Annotated in this window: 18 protein-coding genes; 6 read left to right on the top strand and 12 right to left on the bottom strand. The window is 50.1% G+C overall.

Annotated elements, in window-relative coordinates; all coding sequences use genetic code 11:
• Positions 1-121: 121 nt before the first annotated feature.
• From EXW93_RS07965 to EXW93_RS07950, 4 genes are all read right to left on the bottom strand, one after another.
• Positions 122-1,198 (bottom strand): C39 family peptidase, encoded by a 1,077-nt coding sequence (locus EXW93_RS07965; protein ID WP_174316317.1) that lies wholly within the window; start codon positions 1,196-1,198, stop codon positions 122-124.
• 183 nt (positions 1,199-1,381) lie between these two features.
• Positions 1,382-2,431 (bottom strand): oxidoreductase, encoded by a 1,050-nt coding sequence (locus EXW93_RS07960; RefSeq protein ID WP_055968107.1) that lies wholly within the window; start codon positions 2,429-2,431, stop codon positions 1,382-1,384.
• A gap of 73 nt (positions 2,432-2,504) precedes the next feature.
• Complete coding sequence (locus EXW93_RS07955; protein ID WP_023468305.1) at positions 2,505-2,990, bottom strand: GNAT family N-acetyltransferase; 486 nt, start codon at positions 2,988-2,990, stop codon at positions 2,505-2,507.
• Positions 2,991-3,211: 221 nt separating this feature from the next.
• Complete coding sequence (locus EXW93_RS07950; protein ID WP_174316316.1) at positions 3,212-4,084, bottom strand: SDR family NAD(P)-dependent oxidoreductase; 873 nt, start codon at positions 4,082-4,084, stop codon at positions 3,212-3,214.
• 160 nt (positions 4,085-4,244) lie between these two features.
• Between EXW93_RS07950 and EXW93_RS07945 the strand changes: the two genes are divergently transcribed.
• Both EXW93_RS07945 and EXW93_RS07940 read left to right on the top strand, forming a co-directional pair.
• Entirely contained in the window at positions 4,245-5,708 is a 1,464-nt protein-coding gene (locus tag EXW93_RS07945; RefSeq protein WP_174316315.1) for a potassium/proton antiporter, read from the top strand.
• 84 nt (positions 5,709-5,792) lie between these two features.
• Positions 5,793-6,203: a hypothetical protein gene (locus EXW93_RS07940; protein ID WP_023468302.1), complete on the top strand. Its 411-nt coding sequence runs from the start codon at positions 5,793-5,795 to the stop codon at positions 6,201-6,203.
• Positions 6,204-6,250: 47 nt separating this feature from the next.
• Here the strand turns inward: EXW93_RS07940 and EXW93_RS07935 are convergent, their stop codons facing one another.
• Positions 6,251-7,435: a hypothetical protein gene (locus EXW93_RS07935; RefSeq protein ID WP_174316314.1), complete on the bottom strand. Its 1,185-nt coding sequence runs from the start codon at positions 7,433-7,435 to the stop codon at positions 6,251-6,253.
• A gap of 21 nt (positions 7,436-7,456) precedes the next feature.
• Positions 7,457-8,053 carry a hypothetical protein gene (locus EXW93_RS07930; RefSeq protein ID WP_023468300.1) on the bottom strand — a complete coding sequence of 199 codons (597 nt, stop codon included), beginning with the start codon at positions 8,051-8,053 and terminating at the stop codon, positions 7,457-7,459.
• A 148-nt stretch (positions 8,054-8,201) separates the two neighbouring features.
• Here EXW93_RS07930 and EXW93_RS07925 point away from each other — a divergent pair, with 148 nt between their 5' ends.
• Positions 8,202-8,348: a hypothetical protein gene (locus EXW93_RS07925; RefSeq protein ID WP_023468299.1), complete on the top strand. Its 147-nt coding sequence runs from the start codon at positions 8,202-8,204 to the stop codon at positions 8,346-8,348.
• Positions 8,349-8,383: 35 nt separating this feature from the next.
• Here the strand turns inward: EXW93_RS07925 and EXW93_RS07920 are convergent, their stop codons facing one another.
• From EXW93_RS07920 to EXW93_RS07905, 4 genes are read right to left on the bottom strand one after another with little or no spacing between them, the layout of a single operon-like run.
• Positions 8,384-9,175: a PP2C family serine/threonine-protein phosphatase gene (locus tag EXW93_RS07920; protein ID WP_174316313.1), complete on the bottom strand. Its 792-nt coding sequence runs from the start codon at positions 9,173-9,175 to the stop codon at positions 8,384-8,386.
• Between the two features lie 18 nt (positions 9,176-9,193).
• On the bottom strand, positions 9,194-10,111 hold the full coding sequence (locus EXW93_RS07915) for an alpha/beta hydrolase (protein WP_174316312.1): 918 nt from the start codon (positions 10,109-10,111) through the stop codon (positions 9,194-9,196).
• A 34-nt stretch (positions 10,112-10,145) separates the two neighbouring features.
• Positions 10,146-11,594, bottom strand: coding sequence for a PH domain-containing protein (locus EXW93_RS07910; RefSeq protein ID WP_174316311.1), 1,449 nt, complete (start codon positions 11,592-11,594; stop codon positions 10,146-10,148).
• Complete coding sequence (locus EXW93_RS07905) at positions 11,591-12,082, bottom strand: PH domain-containing protein (RefSeq protein WP_035397397.1); 492 nt, start codon at positions 12,080-12,082, stop codon at positions 11,591-11,593. Before EXW93_RS07905 ends, EXW93_RS07910 begins: the two co-directional genes overlap by 4 nt.
• A 127-nt stretch (positions 12,083-12,209) precedes the next feature.
• On the opposite strand from EXW93_RS07905, the gene EXW93_RS07900 reads away from it, so the two are divergent.
• On the top strand, positions 12,210-12,665 hold the full coding sequence (locus tag EXW93_RS07900) for a hypothetical protein (RefSeq protein WP_023468294.1): 456 nt from the start codon (positions 12,210-12,212) through the stop codon (positions 12,663-12,665).
• A gap of 17 nt (positions 12,666-12,682) precedes the next feature.
• Here the strand turns inward: EXW93_RS07900 and EXW93_RS07895 are convergent, their stop codons facing one another.
• Positions 12,683-13,114 (bottom strand): MarR family winged helix-turn-helix transcriptional regulator, encoded by a 432-nt coding sequence (locus tag EXW93_RS07895; protein WP_023468293.1) that lies wholly within the window; start codon positions 13,112-13,114, stop codon positions 12,683-12,685.
• 108 nt (positions 13,115-13,222) lie between these two features.
• On the opposite strand from EXW93_RS07895, the gene EXW93_RS07890 reads away from it, so the two are divergent.
• Positions 13,223-13,645 carry an organic hydroperoxide resistance protein gene (locus tag EXW93_RS07890; protein WP_023468292.1) on the top strand — a complete coding sequence of 141 codons (423 nt, stop codon included), beginning with the start codon at positions 13,223-13,225 and terminating at the stop codon, positions 13,643-13,645.
• A 132-nt stretch (positions 13,646-13,777) separates the two neighbouring features.
• On the opposite strand, the gene EXW93_RS07885 is transcribed toward EXW93_RS07890, so the two are convergent.
• Positions 13,778-14,914 carry a hypothetical protein gene (locus EXW93_RS07885; protein ID WP_058713078.1) on the bottom strand — a complete coding sequence of 379 codons (1,137 nt, stop codon included), beginning with the start codon at positions 14,912-14,914 and terminating at the stop codon, positions 13,778-13,780.
• A 140-nt stretch (positions 14,915-15,054) separates the two neighbouring features.
• Here EXW93_RS07885 and EXW93_RS07880 point away from each other — a divergent pair, with 140 nt between their 5' ends.
• Entirely contained in the window at positions 15,055-16,131 is a 1,077-nt protein-coding gene (locus EXW93_RS07880) for a GTP pyrophosphokinase (protein WP_231681756.1), read from the top strand.
• Positions 16,132-16,143: the final 12 nt, after the last annotated feature.

Here is a 16,143-nt window from a genome sequence, read left to right as displayed (position 1 = left end):
GAATACATTGTCATTCTTTTACACACCTAGCAGGTGAACTCCTTCATTTTACAGTAGATTTCGTATCGATATGCCTGAAAATGACAAAAATCCGGTCGCGTCGGAGCGACCGGATGAGGGTTTAACGAACAGATAACGCATATTGTCCCGTTTGATTGAAAACGGATGTGAACTGCGAGCGACTGACACTGTACTTGCCGCGGTATGGGTCCGAGACGTAGAACGAACCACTTGAGACACCTGTCACGAGCATGACGTGATAGTTCCGGTAGCCTGTGAATGTTTTACCGTCCGGTTTGATCCAAGAAAAGTAGCCATATGGATTCTTGAAATCGACCGTTGCCCAGACGATGACTGGGTTACCGCTACGGATTTCACTCTCAATTTTCGAGACGCCTTGTTTCGAGATATCAACGGCACCACTGCGGTATTTTTTCGCAAGTGGTAGGATCCCTTTCGGGTAGATGCCCCAGTTCTTGTAGTAGTCGAGCGTACCGGCTGGATTCCCCGTGAACATTTTTTCTGGATCTGCCCAGTAATACTTTCCGTTCTTATACGTCGCGTTCTTCATACTTTTTGGCATTTGCTTATAGAGTGACGCAGCAGAGACGGCTTTTTTCTTGTATTCGAGTGCCATCTTCAACGAGATGAACTCACAGCCAGATGGATACCCGAGTGAATATTGGTTGTAGTACGGGACGTTTAGCTTCTTCGTCGTCGTCGATGGTTTCGACTTCGAGACGTATTGCGTCGAGATATAGCGGTAGCTTCCCTTGTAGAGAATCCGTGTCCAGCTCCCTGACGTGCCGTATGTCGCGACGGCAACCCCTTTATTCAGCTGCCCTACGACCTTATACTTCGTTCCAGCACCCGTCCGGACGTTAAGTGTGCCGACCGTCGTATACTTCGTCCCGGTCGATGTGTACTTCGACGAAGACGATTTGACGAAATCCTTGTGTATGTAGCCGGTGCGGGATTTAAAGCTGATTTTGTACCAGCTGCCAGACGTGCCTTTTGAACTGTAGACGTTTCCTTTGTAAATCTTTCCGAGAATCTTACTCGATGTCGACGGTTTTTCGCGAACGCGCAAAACATCCGTCGTCACGGTTAATTTCGTTGCTGCTTCAGCAATGAGCGAAGGACTGAGTACGCCAACGAAGATGACTGCAATCAGCAGTACGGAGAAAAAACGTTTCATGATAGACCCCCTATGGTGTAATTTGGTGACTCGTTCCCCTTTTCCCAACTTTTTGAAAAAATAATCAACATTTCTTTAGAAAAATCTGAAAAATGAGGAACGTCCTTGTTCGTTATATCAAAAAAACTCGATCATGCCTACGGGCACAGTCGAGTTGTCATCTTTCTGAAATCAAAATAAAATTTAATTTTTAATCGTTAAAATATATGGTGATGATTGCGCAAATGCTTGTTCGAGCAGATGAGCGACGAACAAGGTATCCTCTTCCTTGACTGGTAGCGGCGCGTCCTCGACGATACTACGGTAAAAGGCGCGATACATTTTACCGTAATCGCCAACAGGACTTGGAATCCGGACGTCTTGCAGATGACCGTGTTCATCATGATAAATCAAACGCCCATAATCGTCTTCTGAATCCTCACCGAACCCCTCTTCTCCCGGGAAGTAGTTCGCTTTCAGGTCGAGCTCTTGCCGGTCGACGTGTTGTTTGATGAACGTGCCGTTCGTGCCGTGTAACATCCACCGGGGTGCCGGGGCAAGTGCGACATGACTCGTCCGAACGCTGACCTTAAGCTCCGGATAATAGAGATCAATCGCAAACGCGTCGTCTGGATTATGCGGCAGTCGAACACTGCGCACGTCAAAGGCGACCTTGTCCGGTTTTCCGAACAAAGCGATGATTTGATCGAGCGTATGGACGCCGAGTCCGTAAAGCGCACCGTTTTCGTGACGCGCGTCAGCTGAAGCCGCTTCCGGGCGGAATAGATCAAATTGCGAGACGACCTCGACGAGACGACCAAGTTTCCCGGAACGGATGATTTGCGCAACGACTTGGAAGTCGCTGTCGTAACGTCGGTTTTGATAGGCGAGAATCTTGACGCCTTGCGCATGTGCTTCTGCAAATAGACGCTTCGTCTCCTCTTCCGTCACCGTAAATGGCTTTTCGACGAGCACGTGCTTTTGATGTTGCAACGCGAGCAACGCGTATTCGAAATGTGTCGCCGGTGGTGTATTGATGACGACGACATCAAGTGCCGGGTCAGCGAGCATTTCGGATAGATCCGTCGTAAAACGGGCATCCGGCAGTCGATCCTGATAGGAGGCGAACAGCTCCGGTTTTTCCTTCCGATTGTAAATCCAGGTGACATGATAGTTGTCCTCGATCATCACGTACGGTAAATGGTAACGGGTCGTACTTTTGCCAAAGCCGATGAAGCCGATATTCAATCGCATCCGATCACTCCTTGAACCGTTCTTTTTCTATTACCATACCAAACGAAACGACCGTTGTCTTGATTGAACCGCTTCAAGCCGTCGCTTCGATGCGTTCATACTCATAAATCGAGAAGCCGTCCCGTGTTCCTTGATGGACGAATCCGAAAGACGTGTAATACGCGTTGAGAAACTCGTTTGAAGCGACACAGTCGAGTCGTAGGATTTCTCCTTCATCCTCTGTCACTGCAATCGCGTGTTCCAGTAGTTTTCGACCGACACCACGTCCTTTTGCGCGGTCGCTGACGACGATTCGATGGATATACAGACCTTCTACATCATCCCACAAGGATTGATCCCATTCGAGCGAAGGAAGCAGGGCAACGGAACCAAGCAGCTCGTTCTGATCCTCAAAGACATACAGGCGGCCGGCTTCTAAATCTCGCGCGACGAGTTGTTCGATGTCTTGCTCCAGATAAGCAGACCACTGGCTACTGCCACTGGCTTTGAGGGAGAGCGCTTTTTGCTCAAGTAGGGTTGCGATGTTTCGAACGTCTTTTGATGTAGCTTGTCGTATCATGTTATTCCTCCTGTTACAAAAAAATTCTTCTCTATCCTAACGAATGTACAGCGAGAAGAAAACCTTTTTGCTTCAAGATTTCATCGTTCCCCATTATTTTGTGATTTTTTTCATATTCCACAATTTTATTTCAATGTAACGTATCCTTTAGGAGTGATCTGACCCCCAGTCGTCACAACGGTAAACGACCGGCTTCCCACGAGCCGGTCGTTTTTTGTCGTTCAGGCGAGTTCAACCCAGCGACGCGACAAATTCCGTGCTTGCGCCCGGTACTCGTCGTCTTCGACGATCGGATTACTGAGTCGTGGAGCGGAGTCCGCATAGTAGCCACCGTTGTCGAGCGGATCGTCGGTCGTTGCGAGATAGAGTGCCGTCTTCGCGCCGTATTCTGGTGTATAGAGTTTTCCGGTCCAGTATCCGACTTGCGCGACCGGTTTGAGTAACGTCTTCATCACTTTCCCGTACTTGCCGCGATAGAACAGATCTGTATTGACGATCCCCGGGTGGACACTGACGAACGTGATCCGGTCACCGTGTTTTTCAGCCAGTTCACGCATATGAATCATTTGCAGGAGCTTGGATTCGCGGTAAGAACGCATCGGGCTATAGTGTTCTTTTTTGACGTGGGCGATCGCTTCGAGTTCGACGTCGGTCCGAATCAAGCCGCCTTCACCAGCGAGCGACGAAATCGAGATGACGCGAGGGTCGTTTCCTTTCTCAAGTAACGGCAATAAGCGCTCGATCAAGTAGAAATGACTCAAGTAGTTGACTTGAAATTGTGATTCAAATCCATCCTTTGTAATATGATACGGCGGTACCATGACACCGGCGTTTAAAATCAAGCGGTCGATCCGACCGACTAAATCAAATAGACGATCCGCGAAGCGACGGACGGAATCCAGTTGATCAAGTTGGACGATCTCGATTTCGAGTTGCGTATGCGATACACCGTGCTCCCGTAGTAGTTGCACGAGTGCCGTCGCTTTCTTCTGCGAACGGACGGTCGCGATGACCCGATCTCCCCGCTCCAATAATTCTTGAATCGTGACCATCCCCATACCGGAGTTGGCACCTGTGACGATACAGATGTTCATCCTTTTTCCTCCTTGTGTTCCATTTTGAACGCCAATAGTTCTGTTTCTAGTTTTCCTTTTTCTTTTCGTTTGTACACCTCGTTTTGACGTTATTTTTCGAAATTTTCAAAAAGTAACGTATACTAAAAGGAGAATATGTTATCACGAAAGAGGTGGTCGGATGGAGGAAGGGACGATTTTATTCGTCGCAGGAACGTTACTATTGATTGCGATCATCACGACGAAGTTTGCCGTCCGGTTAAATGTACCGACGTTGATCCTGTTCGTTGTCGTCGGGATCGTCGCTGGTTCCGATGTCACCGGGTGGATCAACTTTGGTGATTTTGAACAAGCTCGTCTCTTTGGGACGATGGCGCTCGTTCTGATTCTGTTTGATGGTGGCTTGCATACGAAGTGGACACACTTCCGGAAAATTCTCCCCGCTGCCCTGTCGCTCGCGACCGTCGGTGTCCTGGCAACGACCGGGATCATTGCCGTCGTTGCATATCTATTACTTGATTTTTCTTGGCCGGTCGCGTTATTGATCGGCGCGCTCGTCGGCTCGACTGATGCGGCCGCTGTCTTTTCCCTGCTCAGTGGAAGACCGGTCGATGCCAAAGTCAAACATACGCTTGAAGCGGAGTCCGGAACGAATGATCCGATGGCCGTCTTCCTGACGATCTTGTTCACATCGTTTGCGTTAGCGCCGGAATCGTTCTCGATCGGTGCGGGTATTCTGTCCTTCATCTACGAGATGGGACTCGGGACACTAGTTGGTCTAGCGATCGGGTATCTCGTCACGCAACTGCTGAACCGGATCGAGTTGCCATCGTCCGCCCTTTATCCGACGCTTCTGTTCAGTGGGGCGCTCTTCTCGTATGGTCTCGCGACGATTTTGCACGCCAGTGGGTTTCTCGCCGTCTATTTGACCGGGATTTGGATCAACAATCATGACATGATCTACCGCGAGACGCTCAAACGATTCAGTGGCAGCTTGTCGCATTTAGCAGAGATCGGCATGTTCATCATGCTCGGACTGCTCGTCTTTCCAAAACAATTACTCGATCCTCGGACCTTGTTCGTCTCGGCCGTCATCGTCCTGACGTTGATCCTGCTCGCTCGTCCACTTGCCGTCGTCTTGTCGTTGCTGCCGTTTCGATACACGGTCAAAGAACAGAGTGTCATCACGGCAGCCGGATTACGGGGCGCCGTTCCAATCATTCTCGCGACCTATCCGCTTTCAAGCGGTCTCGCGGAAGCGCCGCTTCTTTTCAATATCGTTTTCTTCACCGTCATGACGTCTGCTCTCTTGCAAGGAACGGCCTTGCCGTGGATCGTCCGGCGAATGGGGCTTGAGACACAGCACGACACGACGGTCGAACCGTTCCTGAAATTCATGACCGTCACCCATCCACAAGCGGAGATCATCGAGGTCAGGGTCTCGACAAACAGTGTGATTGCCGGAAAAACGCTACAGGATATCGAGATGCCCCAGGATGTGCTCGTCGTTGCAATCATTCGTGAAGATGAAATTCTGACGCCGCGTGGTCAGACACGTGTCCTCGTAGACGATCAACTGTTGATTTTGACACCTAAACAAGCGGATCAGGATGTTCGACGGCTAATCGTGTCGCTCGGGTTATAGGTCGTTCTTTACACATCCTCCAGTAGGGTGTGTTTTTTGGTGTGGATTGGTATACTCAATAAGGAAAATAAAGGAGGAAAATTCATGTTGAAGCGATTGCTTGCCGTTATTATGACAACCGGTCTCGTTTGCACTGTGCTGACGTACATATCCTATACACCGATTACAGAGAGGGAAGCGAATACGATGTATGATTCATTCGGTTCAACATTTTTGTCATACGTCTTATTCGCCTTGCCAATCATCTTGCTGTCCGGCTTTTTACTCGACTTTATCATCGGCATGATCATTAATCGTTCTTCAACGACACTAGCGTATGTGCCGACAGTCGTTGGTTATGGGATGTACGGCATCGTGATTGCGAGTCTCCTGATTCTCTTGACGACGAAGGACGAATTTGACCTGCCGCTTTCTTTTACGATCGCTACTCTGACAGCAATGATCTATTACAGTCTGTCCGTCGTCTTTAATCGATTGTCACAGCACGCGCACTAAAAAAACGAACAGGCACGTCTGCTTACTCGCGGACGTGCCTGTTCGTGTTATTCTGCTTCCGTTCGTTCAATCGTGATGACACCCGGTGGACGATGCGGGAAGGTCAACGTCAGACCGGCAAAGCGACAAATATCATCTTCGTTCGGTGCCCGGTGCACCCACTCGATCGTCTCTTGTCGTGCTAGCGCGTGGCGGATCCGGTTATCGGCTTGTGTACGCGAGATGCCGCGGCAATCGACGTTCGTGATATACGTCGCTTCGTCCGACTCGATCTGTTGCCAAATCCCGAGGATCAGTTGACCAATCGGACTGACGGATTGACCATCCGGTTCTTCACTGCTGACGGCATCATCGAGCATTTCGATGACAGCGTCACACGTCTCACCGGAAGCAAGCAATCGCGTCGATCCTTGTTGTAGAATCCGGTATCGCGTCACGCCGTTCTCGAGCCACAAGCGCTGTGCGAATGGATTGACCGGAACACCGTGGAAAAATGTCTGCGTCCCGCGCCAAGCAAAACCAAATGATGGATCGTACGCCCGAATCGTCGCCATGGCGCGATCATGGAACTTAGCGATCGTCTGTCGTTCTGTTTCCAGTAAAGTCCGGATCGCGTTATCGTCTTCTAACGGGACCGTCTTTGGTGTCACGGTGAATAATTCCGATTCCGGTAAGCGGTGTGGGGATAAAATCGTTCCGTCGAATCGATAATCGTTCGCCGGACGTCCAGTGCGCCCGACGGATAAGCGCCACGTTCGTTCTTCCGGCATGAAGGCATAACTTTGATGGGCAAAAGGTGGTGCGACGAACAGTCCCGGAAACGGATCGAATGTGTCGACTCGCAGGACGTCACCGTCATACCAACACTCTTCGATCAGACGGACGAGCCGTCCGACGGGTGCATTACGGTCCGTCAGGTAACGACCGGTATTCGCATGAAATCCGAGTAGGAACTCGCGCTCTTCTTCCTGAAAGGTCACCATCAAGAGTTGGAACAACGACGCAATCTGCTGCTCGACGAGTTGTGGCTCCTCCTCCGTCTTTGCCTCGAAGGCGACCATCTTCCAGCCGGACCGCTCATACAGATGGATCGTCACCGGAAAGAACAGGAAGGCACCATGTGTCGCTTCGAGCTTGACCATGTCCTGCGATGCTAATCGTTCCGTCAGTAGGGAAAAGCCCATTCGTTCGAAATGATCTTGCAGCCGTCGTTTCCAATGTGTGAACTCCACGCAATCCTCTCCTCTCGCGAATTATGCGCCGCGCTTTCGTAACGGATTCTTTGACCAGTAGATGTAGAGACCAACGAGTCCCGCGATGCCGATGAGATAAGACGGCGTTCCGCTGACTTGAATTAAGACGTCTGGTGCCGGGAAGACCGTCACGAGCAGTGCCTTGTAGGTTGAAAATAAAATGAAGCTGATGACGAATTGAATCCACACCCGCGGTTTGACTTGTTTAAGCTTCGGTGCCGTGATGACTTGTGACATCGCGTCGATCAAGAACAGAGCGATGATCGAGAAGAATAAGTAATCAATCAAAGCGAATTGGAACAATCCATCGATCCCTTCGATGAAGATGAACATCAGGATCGACGAGACATAGTTTCGTGTCCAACGCTTTTGTGTCTCCATCCGGTGTCGCTGTGGTAATTCAGCGATCATCTGATCGAGGCGTGCTTCGACCGATAGTCCGTGAATCTCTTCGAATGGACGCTGCTTGCGCTGGGCTTCATAGATATCTGCCCGCAGACGGTCTTCAATCTCCGTCCGGTCCGGTTCTGCGACATTCAGATTCAAGCGTGGTAAAACGGTTTCTAATAGACGTGTGTTGGCTTTCGTTAATTTCAATCGATTTCCCCCTTTTTCATGTTTAAGTATACTGGGTTTTTGGGAAAAATACGTAGTGGAAGTAAAAGATTGCTTGACGAAACGATGAAGAATGTTCAGAATTATTAAAATATAGTGTCGGAATCAGACAGAAAGGACGTGTCGGACCATGCGTCAAACATTGACGAGCGCCGCCTTGATCACCTTGCTGACAAGTGCGGGCATCGCCTTCCCGTTGGCTGAAGCGAAGCCACCTGTGGACCAAGAACCGGTCGAACTCGATCAGCAACAGGAACAAACGCCTGAAACAGAATAATAATAACCCGCGCTCAAGCAGGAGCGCGGGTTATTTCATGTATCACTAGGTTGGGTGACGCGTTCGTCAATCGTGACGGTCCATGTAACGACCGTCGTACTGTCACGAACACCCTGTGCCTCGATCGTCGAGAGAAGTTCTTTGACACCACCTGATCGTAAAGTTTCCTCGATCTGCATCGCGTTAGCATATGGGGTTCCCGGGCACTCAAGCAAACCATCCGTCGTCACGAACAACTGATTCTCGCCTTGGCGCAATTCGCGGACGCCTCTTGTATAACTCGGCACCGGTAACGCAAACGTGTTCGCGCGTCCAATCCATTCATAGAATTGCCGCTGGTTCAAGGCAGCTTGTCCCATCTTCATCAACTCCGGGTGAAACAGATACAAGACGACGTCACCGATCGAGAACCACCAGATGAAGCGCCCTTTCCGGACGGTAATCAGACACGCTGTCTCCCCTTGCAACGTCGCACACGCCGCTAAAAAGTCCGGATCTTGAAAGAAATCCAGCACGGTCGTCTCGATTCGTTGGAATGCGTCCGTAAGTGGGGCCTCAAGATCAGTCCGAATGCGTGACTCGTGTTGTGCTAACTGCTGTAAGACAAGTGCCGCACTATCCGCTGTCTTATGAGCGTCTAAGACGACGGTCATCTCCCAATCGTCGCCGATTAAGATGGCAGCCCCGTCTTCGTTTTTATATTGACCGCTTCTTGAGCAGCCTCCGAATCGTCCGAGCGTCACTCGACCAATCTGGTCAATCTGCTTCGTGTCGACGAATGGTTCGTCGGATCCGACCCAGAAGTAGGATGGATGTGTCGTCTGCATGCATCAGTCTTCCCTTCTTTACATCTCCCGCAAGTACGGTTGCAAGAATAAGCGTAATCGTTTTTCGTAGTTATCCGGGTCCATCGTGTACGTCTCGTCATGACCGGCATCGCGAACTGGATACAATTGTTTTAATCCCGTTTTTGCTTGATACAGTTCGTACATCATCCGAACCGGAACGAGTTCGTCCTTCATTCCATGAATGAACATCGTCGGAACCCGACTCTTCGTTGCTTGACGGGTCACCGAGACGTCACCATAAAAGAAATCTTGCTCGCCCTTGTTCCACATGCTCGCGATCGTCAGAGACGGAAGTGCCGGGTAACGGATCTGTTCGTCCGCAAGTAGACTGAGCCAGTCGTCGAGTCGGGCGTAAGCTCCTTCAGCGACGATCGCCCGGACTTGGGTTGGTACGGTCTCGCCAGAAGCGAGTAAGACGGTCGCTGCGCCGACACCGAGTCCGTGATAGACGATTCGTGTATCGTCTCCGTTTTCAGCAAGCAGGCGTTTCGTCCATTCCAAGACATCCAGTCGATCGAGCCAACCGTAATTCCGGACGCCACCGCTTCGATCCTGCCCACGCCGTTCGATGAGTAAGACATTGAAATTAGCCTCATGGTAATAACGGGCAAGCGCATAAACACCGGTCTGTGAAAACATCATCTCATCCGGAACGAGGAGGACCGTCTGTTTGCTACCGTCAACCGGTAGATAACGACCGAAGCGGACGAGCCCGTCCTTCGACCATTGCTGTGTCTCGCTCGTTTGTTTGAACCATGTCTCGTCTTTCGTCACCTGTCCGTTTCTCGTCGTCTTCAGAATCGGAGAAGCGTCCGACTGACCGATCAATGTTTTTTGCATCCGGTATCCATCATAGACGATGAACAGTAGCAGACACGTGACGAGCAACACGATGCCGATTCCCCATTTGCGCATGTGCTTCGCTTCCTTTCCGACAGTGAGTCTTTCCTTATTCGTCGTCGGTTTTCACTTCCCCTGCTAACGGGGTCGAAAGGAACGATTGTTTATACCAGCGCTGTAAGGTATCGATATCCGTTCGTTCAAAATAAAGCGCGTTAAAAGCAGTATTGCCCCGTAGTTGAATCTCAATCCGGGCAATCTCCTTTGCTTCGAGCCAGCGAGAAACGGACCAGGTCAATTCCTCAATTTTCAGTCGTGGCGTATAGACGGTCTCTTTTTGGACCCATTGTTTGCGTAACATCAAGAGATCGTGACCGGTTCCGAAACGGGTCTTTCGGTAACCGCTGCGCACAGCGAAGTAATAGAACGGTAACCAGATGAACAGAAGCAAGATCAAGAAGCGCCATGAGGAATCAAGGACGATGATGACGACACTGCTTAGTGCCGTAAACAACAGCGCATAACCGAGTAACGGCCAACGAACCCGGTAGCGAAAGCCAATCGGTGCGACTTCATGCTGCGGACTGAACTGACGAAAGCGCGGCAGATATGTCGCTAGGAACGGATCAATCTCGTTCGTCCGGATGAATGGATGGAGCAACAGTCGCTCCTTTTCTCCAGTCGCCGAGATGATGTGCAAGGACAGGCTAGCCCGTCCAATCAACCGCTGAATCCAGCTTTCCTGAATGACGAGGGCTTGAATCTTATCAGCATGAAACGCGACCTCGGTCCGGTTCAACATTCCGTACCCGATCAATAATCGGTTGTGTTGCAAGACGGCACGGTACGAACCGTATTTCAAGATATAGACGATGATCGAGCCGATATAGATGACGAGTAAGACGAGGACGCCAAGTCCCGTCAAGACGAACAACGATAAATGAGCGAGTTCCGAGAACAGTCGATCGACATAACGTTCAATGAACTGATCGATGAATTGATAGGCGGTCCCGATCCCGACGAGCGCTAGTCCGACGCGTCCCGACAAGGCACCAGCTAATGCCAAATCGCGGACAGGGATCGTATAGGCGACTTCCGCCTGCTGTTCTTCGACGACGAGTTGCCCCTCGTTTTTGATCGAAGACTTTAGTTCTTTCGCAAAATCAAGACGGATCCCTTTTAGTTCGACTTCTGGTGTTCCGCTCTCAGACGACGTCTCGACGGTCAACGTCGCAAGACGCAACAGTCGTTCGATGACGTTTTGCTGAATGCCGATCGACTCGATCCGTTTACGTTGCGTCGTCCGTTCACTTTTTTGAAAAATTCCTTTGCGGACCCGAATCGTCTCGGCATCAATCGTGAACGTATAGAAATACCAGGAGGCGATCCCGTATAAGAGGACGAACACAATCCCAACACTGACCCCGATCCACGTATAGGTGTTGATCTCGCCTTTGCGGATCGCATTTAAAATCAAGGCGGCGAACGGAATCAGGAGCGAGCGGATGATCGAGATACTCGACATCACGATGAACAGCGGGTGGACACGCCGGGTCATAACGATTCCTCCTCCCGCTCCTCGAGTTTCGCGAAGCGTTCGACTTGTATGCGTAGCACGTCTCCTTGCGCACGATCGAGTCGTGACAACGTGACGAAGCCGGATGCCGTTCGAATATCCAGTGTGATCAAATCATAGCGACGCAGAATCGGTCCCGTTTGGCTATCGATCAATTGCACCTTGACGAGCGGCACGGTGACTTCGCGGCGGAAGAAGATGCCGTTGCGGACGACGAGAAATTCCTCATCGATGCGATAACGCATATACTTCAAGCGAAGAACGGGTATGTAGACGATACGGGGAATGAAATAGATCAGCCAAAGCAGACCGGCGATGCCCATCCACCAAGGTGTCAGGTCGAGCCACATGACTTGGGTAATCGTCGTTCCGATCAAAATGACGGCGATCAAGCCGTGTAACGGCAACAATCCGAGCCGTTCTGCTCGAATCGATCGTTCTGGCAGCGTATGCCATTGTACAGTAGACATCAAAAAAACACTTCCTTTCGTTTCCATTTACGGTTAAAAACGTCGCTTGGTTTCAGACAGCGGTTGACATTTTGTATGATTTCATCGCATATATAGAAGTGAAGAACTGTAACACCAAGGAGGAACCATGTTAACTTTTGAAGAAAAATTACGAATTATCGAGACTTTCCCACAGCTCGTCCGCAAAGATGTCTCGCTGAAACGCGTCAATTTCCAATTCCCGGACAGTCAGTATGAGAAGAAGAATCTTGTCTATCATTTGCATCCGAACGGGAACGGCTTCGTCTATGCCGCTGGTCTACCAGGTTATGAAACGGACGAAAAAGGATTCGTTAATATCCGTGAATTTTCAGAGCCTGCTTTAATTCTCTTATTAGAAGATGCAATCAAAGCACTCTCGACGGTCCAATCGGTCGAAACACTCGAAGAAACATGGGTCAACGATAACCAGTTCGAATTGACGTTGCTCAATGAAGACATCGACACGTGGCTCGTCTACGCTGGTGATCTTTTAGACGGTGCATTCAACTCGTATAAGGAAGCAGCGAACTATCTTGAAGAAGAAGGTTTCCGCCGTAAATAAGACAATGAGCGATCCGGTTAATCCGGGTCGCTCATTTTCATGACGAGACGATTCAGTGCCGCTTTGACGACGCGTAAGTCTTCTTCGTCGACGTCGAGTGTCTGGACGAGATCAAGCGGAACAGTCTCTGCTTGTTTCCGTAACGCACGACCAGCATCCGTTAAAAAGATCTGGATGTGCCGTTCGTCTTCCGGCTTACGGACGCGTCGCAACAAATCTGCCGCTTCGAGTTTCTTCAGTAACGGCGTCAACGTTCCCGAATCAAGATGGAGCCGTTCACCGATGGCTTTGAGTGATTGTCCCTCCTCTTCCCAGACGACGAGCATGACGAGATATTGCGGATACGTCAGACCAAGTGGTTCAAGTAACGGACGATAACGACGCGTGATCTCACGCGAAATCGCATAAAACGGAAAACAGAGTTGTTCATCTAAAGCTAACGGGTTCATAAAAAATTCCTCCTATCGTGAGCAAACGAGTTGCATTTCGATTTAAATTGTATACAATCTAATTGTAAGCTACTTATTTGAATCTAACAACGAAAGGGAGTTACACACATGAAACCAATGTTCACATCATCTGCAACAGCTGTCGGAGGTCGCGACGGACGCGTCGTATCGGAGGACGGTATTCTTGACGTCGCCCTCGCAATGCCGGTACCAGGATCGAAAAAACAAGCAACGAACCCAGAACAACTCTTTGCTGCAGGATATTCTGCTTGCTTCGACTCTGCCTTGAACATGGTCGCTCGCAAACAAGGGATCAAACACGATGGCAGTGAAGTCACAGCACACGTGACATTAAACGAAGCAGCTGACGGATTCATGCTTTCCGTCGAACTCGATGTTCTCGTCCGTGGGATCTCGGAAGAAGCGGCGGCTGAACTTGCGAAAGTCGCGCATACGGTCTGCCCTTACTCACGTGCAACTGCTGGAAACATCCAAGTCGACGTCTACACACGTACGACTGACGCAGAATAAGTGTAGCATTTCTAGCCAGTCCGAGGTTCACTCTCGGCTGGTTTTTTGTTTTTATAATGAATTCGGTAGTTGAAATAATTGCATTCTTGATGATGAACGGTTGCTCTCACGAAAAGAACAACCGCTCTTTTTTCATAGTTGATGGACCGATAAGATGACGAGTTCCCCGGATACGGTGACATAATAGGCATCCTCGAACCGATAGCGTTCATTGTGTTCTGCGTCATAGACCGTGACCATTGGTTCCGCGTCGTCTCCGATCGCTTCGTGTAGATAAAAGCGTCCACGTAAGACACGTTCGAACGGCTCCTTATCGAGGAATCGGGCACCGTTGCGTAAGTTGATCACTTCATGATGGTGCTCGGACCGGTCATTGACGATGAAGATCGTCGACTCGACGTCATCGTACGTGAAGTCGAGCGGTTCATAGTCACTCCACTGAATCCGGGCAACCTCTTCGACACTCGCTTCCGTATCAATCCGGTAAAAGATTTCTTCGTTCAAACGATCGGTATAGGCACTGAAGATCAGATGCCCTTCCTGTTCTCCGAGATACTGAACGGTATCCCCTTCCCCTTCTAACTTCAACAAGGTTGCGAACGATAAGTGCTCAACACCACGTTCGATCTCCTCGATCAAGGTCGGTAGTGGGGCAATCAACAGACTTTCCGAGTGGTCGATCGGATCTTCTGGTGAGATGACACCACTTTCAAGGGCATCATAGAACGAGAACTCATCGAGCCGAGCATTACAGACGATGTACTCCTTCTCTTCGAGCGTGACGAGAAAGAAATAGAGTTCCCGGTAATTCTCCGTCATCCCGTAGAGCCGTGGATCGCGAATCGTCTGCCGCGATTCATCCTTGACGTCATACAAAAACGCAGACGTCGTATCGGTCGTTTGTAAGAATACGAGATAGTTCTCATTGAGCACCCAGTAGAGCGTCAAATCTCCTTCGACATAAAACGACGCAATCTGCTCCCGTTTACCGGACAAGAGATCGATGACGAGCACTTCCGTCTCCCCGCCCTGCTCTTGCGTATGTTCATTCAAACAATAGACTCTTCCGTGCCGCACGAACGGTCGGGTTGGTCCGTGATCCGTCAAGGCTTCTGGCGTTAGATCGACCTGTTCCTGATCTTCAAGATCATATCGGCTGATGTGGTAACGGGCGTCATCAAGACGACGTCGAAAATAGATCGACGATGGTGTGACATGCAAGACATCCATATGATCGGCGGGTAAAGCACGGGCATCCACTATTTCCATGATTAATCTCCTCCCGGACACGTACTACTTGTCTTTTTCCCACGAATCGTACTGCTTCAAACAGGGTCTTGCTGTGCGTTTAACGAAGCAGAGTGCTACAATATGGCTAGATGACTACAGGATGAGGAAGGTGCGAAACGGTGCAATCACAAGATTTAAATACGATGATGCTCGAATATGTCAACGATAAGGAAGAATACGATGCCTACGCCGACAAGTTGAAGATGCTCTTGTCCGAGTTGCTCGACGCGGCAGGCATCAAATACCACTCGATCGTCGCCCGGACGAAGGACTCCGAGAGTCTGTATCAAAAAGTCTTACGGCAACCGAACAAATACCGTTCACTCAAGGACGTCCATGACTTGACTGGGATTCGGATCGTCACTTATTTCCATGACGACGTCCGGGAAGCGGCACGCATCATCGAGAATGAGTTCGCGATCGACCGAGATCAATCGGTCGATAAGTCGACCTTGCTCGATACGACGGAATTCGGTTATCTTTCGGTCCACTTCGTCGCTTCACTGAGCGATCAGCGGCTTGCCCTGAGCGAGTATGGTCGTTTCAAGGATTACACGGCTGAGATCCAGATTCGCTCGATCCTGCAACACGCGTGGGCGGAGATCGAACATGATCTCGGATATAAAAATCCGAACAGTGTCCCAGCAGAAGTCCGGCGCAGCTTCAGTCGGGTGGCAGGATTACTCGAAATCGCCGATCAGGAGTTCGTCAACATCAAGAAACAGTTGAAACAATTTGAAGACGAGACCGTTCAACAAATCTTGTCTGACCCCCATCAAGTCCGGATCACGGCAGATAACTTGAACTACTTCATCGATCACTCCCCGGTCATCAACGAGCTCGATAAACGACTCGTTACATCGCAAATGATGCTCGATTCCGATCAACAACTGATCAACGAACTGATTCGGATGTTCCATTATGTCGATATCCGGACGTACGGAGAGTTGATTGAAGCCGTGACGACGCACAGTCCGCTCGCCTTACGCTGTGCGAAGGTCATGCCGAATCCGTTCCTGCCTCGTCAAGGAATCGGCATCGCCTATATCTGCATGGCGCTGACGATTGCTGGCGAAGATACACACCGGATCGACTACTTCTTCCGCCGCTTCTATCCAGAACTGCGCAACGTCGAAGAGATCGTCGCCCAAGTCGCCCGCGTCGTCGAAACAGATGATTCAAGAGAAAAATATTGATTAAACTAAAAT

This window comes from Exiguobacterium sp. JMULE1 (assembly GCF_013337175.1).
Taxonomy (GTDB): Bacteria; Bacillota; Bacilli; order Exiguobacteriales; family Exiguobacteriaceae; genus Exiguobacterium_A; species Exiguobacterium_A indicum.
The sequence above is the reverse complement of the archived record's forward strand: the minus strand, read 5'-3'. Positions and strand labels throughout refer to the sequence as shown.

Excerpts from the sequence above, each read along its gene's own strand:
- EXW93_RS07885 (WP_058713078.1), bottom strand. The coding sequence starts at position 14,914 with ATGGAAATAGTGGATGCCCGTGCTTTACCCGCCGATCATATGGATGTC.
- EXW93_RS07900 (WP_023468294.1), top strand. The coding sequence starts at position 12,210 with ATGTTAACTTTTGAAGAAAAATTACGAATTATCGAGACTTTCCCACAG.
- EXW93_RS07910 (WP_174316311.1), bottom strand. The coding sequence starts at position 11,594 with ATGACCCGGCGTGTCCACCCGCTGTTCATCGTGATGTCGAGTATCTCG.
- EXW93_RS07905 (WP_035397397.1), bottom strand. The coding sequence starts at position 12,082 with ATGTCTACTGTACAATGGCATACGCTGCCAGAACGATCGATTCGAGCA.
- EXW93_RS07960 (WP_055968107.1), bottom strand. The coding sequence starts at position 2,431 with ATGCGATTGAATATCGGCTTCATCGGCTTTGGCAAAAGTACGACCCGT.
- EXW93_RS07895 (WP_023468293.1), bottom strand. The coding sequence starts at position 13,114 with ATGAACCCGTTAGCTTTAGATGAACAACTCTGTTTTCCGTTTTATGCG.
- EXW93_RS07955 (WP_023468305.1), bottom strand. The coding sequence starts at position 2,990 with ATGATACGACAAGCTACATCAAAAGACGTTCGAAACATCGCAACCCTA.
- EXW93_RS07890 (WP_023468292.1), top strand. The coding sequence starts at position 13,223 with ATGAAACCAATGTTCACATCATCTGCAACAGCTGTCGGAGGTCGCGAC.
- EXW93_RS07965 (WP_174316317.1), bottom strand. The coding sequence starts at position 1,198 with ATGAAACGTTTTTTCTCCGTACTGCTGATTGCAGTCATCTTCGTTGGC.
- EXW93_RS07940 (WP_023468302.1), top strand. The coding sequence starts at position 5,793 with ATGTTGAAGCGATTGCTTGCCGTTATTATGACAACCGGTCTCGTTTGC.
- EXW93_RS07920 (WP_174316313.1), bottom strand. The coding sequence starts at position 9,175 with ATGCAGACGACACATCCATCCTACTTCTGGGTCGGATCCGACGAACCA.
- EXW93_RS07950 (WP_174316316.1), bottom strand. The coding sequence starts at position 4,084 with ATGAACATCTGTATCGTCACAGGTGCCAACTCCGGTATGGGGATGGTC.
- EXW93_RS07915 (WP_174316312.1), bottom strand. The coding sequence starts at position 10,111 with ATGCGCAAATGGGGAATCGGCATCGTGTTGCTCGTCACGTGTCTGCTA.
- EXW93_RS07925 (WP_023468299.1), top strand. The coding sequence starts at position 8,202 with ATGCGTCAAACATTGACGAGCGCCGCCTTGATCACCTTGCTGACAAGT.
- EXW93_RS07945 (WP_174316315.1), top strand. The coding sequence starts at position 4,245 with ATGGAGGAAGGGACGATTTTATTCGTCGCAGGAACGTTACTATTGATT.